Below are 3,217 nucleotides of genomic sequence, written 5' to 3' on the forward strand. Positions count from 1 at the left end.
AAATTAGTTTTTGATCTTTGTGGTCAAGTTTTTAAGAGCACACGGTGGATGCCTTGGCATTAGGAGCCGAAGAAGGACGTAGGAATCTGCGATAAGCCTGGGGGAGTCGATAACCGGACTGTGATCCCAGGGTGTCCGAATGGGGAAACCCCGCCAGGAGCGCGAGTTACCTGGTGACCCGCATCTGAACACATAGGGTGCGTGGAGGGAACGCGGGGAAGTGAAACATCTCAGTACCCGCAGGAAGAGAAAACAATAGTGATTCCGTTAGTAGTGGCGAGCGAACGCGGATCAGGCTAAACCGTTCCATGTGTGATAGCCGGCGGGCGTTGCATGGTCGGGGTTGTGGGACATTACGTGTCAGTTCTGCCGGGCTGACGGGGTGTGGGTGTGCGTATAGGTGAACGGTCTTGAAAGGCCGGCCAGAGAGGGTGTTAGTCCCGTAACTGTAATGCGTTGCACCGCCTTGTTGATGTATCCCAAGTAGTACGGGGCCCGAGAAATCCCGTGCGAATCTGTCAGGACCACCTGATAAGCCTAAATACTCCCTAATGACCGATAGCGGACCAGTACCGTGAGGGAAAGGTGAAAAGTACCCCGGGAGGGGAGTGAAACAGTACCTGAAACCGTGTGCTTACAATCCGTCGGAGCAACCTTGTAGTTGTGACGGCGTGCCTTTTGAAGAATGAGCCTGCGAGTTAGTGTTACGTCGCGAGGTTAACCCGTGTGGGGCAGCCGTAGCGAAAGCGAGTCTGAATAGGGCGTTTGAGTGGCGTGATCTAGACCCGAAGCGAAGTGATCTACCCATGGCCAGGTTGAAGCGACGGTAAGACGTCGTGGAGGACCGAACCCACTTCAGTTGAAAATGGAGGGGATGAGCTGTGGGTAGGGGTGAAAGGCCAATCAAACTTCGTGATAGCTGGTTCTCCCCGAAATGCATTTAGGTGCAGCGTTGCGTGTTTCTTACCGGAGGTAGAGCTACTGGATGGCTAATGGGCCCTACAAGGTTACTGACGTCAGCCAAACTCCGAATGCCGGTAAGTGAGAGCGTAGCAGTGAGACTGTGGGGGATAAGCTTCATAGTCGAGAGGGAAACAGCCCAGACCACCAACTAAGGCCCCTAAGCGTGTGCTAAGTGGGAAAGGATGTGGAGTTGCGAAGACAACCAGGAGGTTGGCTTAGAAGCAGCCACCCTTAAAAGAGTGCGTAATAGCTCACTGGTCAAGTGATTCCGCGCCGACAATGTAGCGGGGCTCAAGTACACCGCCGAAGTTGTGGCATTCAAATATTAGCTAAGCCCTTGTGGTTCAGGCGTTTGGATGGGTAGGGGAGCGTCGTGTGGGCAGTGAAGTCGCGGTGGAAACCAGCGGTGGAGCCTACACGAGTGAGAATGCAGGCATGAGTAGCGAAAGACGGGTGAGAAACCCGTCCGCCGAATGATCAAGGGTTCCAGGGTCAAGCTAATCTGCCCTGGGTAAGTCGGGACCTAAGGCGAGGCCGACAGGCGTAGTCGATGGACAACGGGTTGATATTCCCGTACCGGCGAAAAACCGCCCATGTTGAACAGGGGATACTAACTGCCCGAGACCTGCCCGATCACCCTTGTGGTGTGAGGGTTTTGGTGGAGCGCAGGACCTGATCCTGGGAGGCAAGCGTATTAACAGGTGTGACGCAGGAAGGTAGCCGAGCCGGGCGATGGTTGTCCCGGTCTAAGGATGTAGGGCGAGTGGTAGGCAAATCCGCCACTCATGATGCCTGAGATCTGATGGGACCCCCGTTTGGGGGGATTTGGTGATCCTATGCTGCCGAGAAAAGCATCGACGCGAGGTTTTAGCCGCCCGTACCCCAAACCGACACAGGTGATCAGGTAGAGAATACTAAGGCGATCGAGAGAATTATGGTTAAGGAACTCGGCAAAATGCCCCCGTAACTTCGGGAGAAGGGGGGCCCCAACCTTGATACACCCTTGCGGTGTGGAGGGGATCGGGGCCGCAGAGACCAGGGGGAAGCGACTGTTTACTAAAAACACAGGTCCGTGCGAAGTCGCAAGACGATGTATACGGACTGACTCCTGCCCGGTGCTGGAAGGTTAAGAGGACCGGTTAGCCGYAAGGCGAAGCTGAGAATTTAAGCCCCAGTAAACGGCGGTGGTAACTATAACCATCCTAAGGTAGCGAAATTCCTTGTCGGGTAAGTTCCGACCTGCACGAATGGAGTAACGACTTCCCCGCTGTCTCAACCATAAACTCGGCGAAATTGCAGTACGAGTAAAGATGCTCGTTACGCGCAGCAGGACGGAAAGACCCCGAGACCTTTACTATAGTTTGGTATTGGTGTTCGGAGTGGCTTGTGTAGGATAGGTGGGAGACGTTGAAGCCCGGACGCCAGTTCGGGTGGAGTCATCGTTGAAATACCACTCTGGTCACTTTGGACATCTAACTTCGGCCCGTAATCCGGGTCAGGGACAGTGCCTGATGGGTAGTTTAACTGGGGCGGTTGCCTCCTAAAAAGTAACGGAGGCGCCCAAAGGTTCCCTCAGCCTGGTTGGCAATCAGGTGTCGAGTGTAAGTGCACAAGGGAGCTTGACTGTGAGAGAGACATCTCGAGCAGGGACGAAAGTCGGGACTAGTGATCCGGCGGTACATTGTGGAATGGCCGTCGCTCAACGGATAAAAGGTACCTCGGGGATAACAGGCTGATCTTGCCCAAGAGTCCATATCGACGGCATGGTTTGGCACCTCGATGTCGGCTCGTCGCATCCTGGGGCTGGAGTAGGTCCCAAGGGTTGGGCTGTTCGCCCATTAAAGCGGTACGCGAGCTGGGTTTAGAACGTCGTGAGACAGTTCGGTCCCTATCCGCTGCGCGCGCAGGAAATTTGAGAAGGGCTGTCCTTAGTACGAGAGGACCGGGACGGACGAACCTCTGGTGTGTCAGTTGTACTGCCAAGTGCACCGCTGATTAGCTACGTTCGGATGGGATAACCGCTGAAAGCATCTAAGCGGGAAGCTCGCTTCGAGATGAGATTTCCATACACCAGGGCAGGAATGTTGTAACCACAAATTTCCCACACCACCCCCACGGGGTTGGTGACGGGTAGAAGGGTTACGGCGGTCATAGCGTGGGGGAAACGCCCGGTCCCATTCCGAACCCGGAAGCTAAGACCCACAGCGCCGATGGTACTGCACCCGGGAGGGTGTGGGAGAGTAGGACACCGCCG

General features: G+C 55.2%; 2 rRNA genes. Both read left to right on the plus strand.

The features are described from left to right. Positions 1–21: 21 nt before the first annotated feature. Positions 22–3,068: ribosomal RNA gene (locus tag AC1DBN_RS21300) — 23S ribosomal RNA — on the plus strand. 35 nt (positions 3,069–3,103) lie between these two features. Then, positions 3,104–3,217 (plus strand): 5S ribosomal RNA (gene rrf / locus AC1DBN_RS21305); the annotation flags it as partial.

This window comes from Pseudarthrobacter sp. 10T415 (assembly GCF_056394175.1).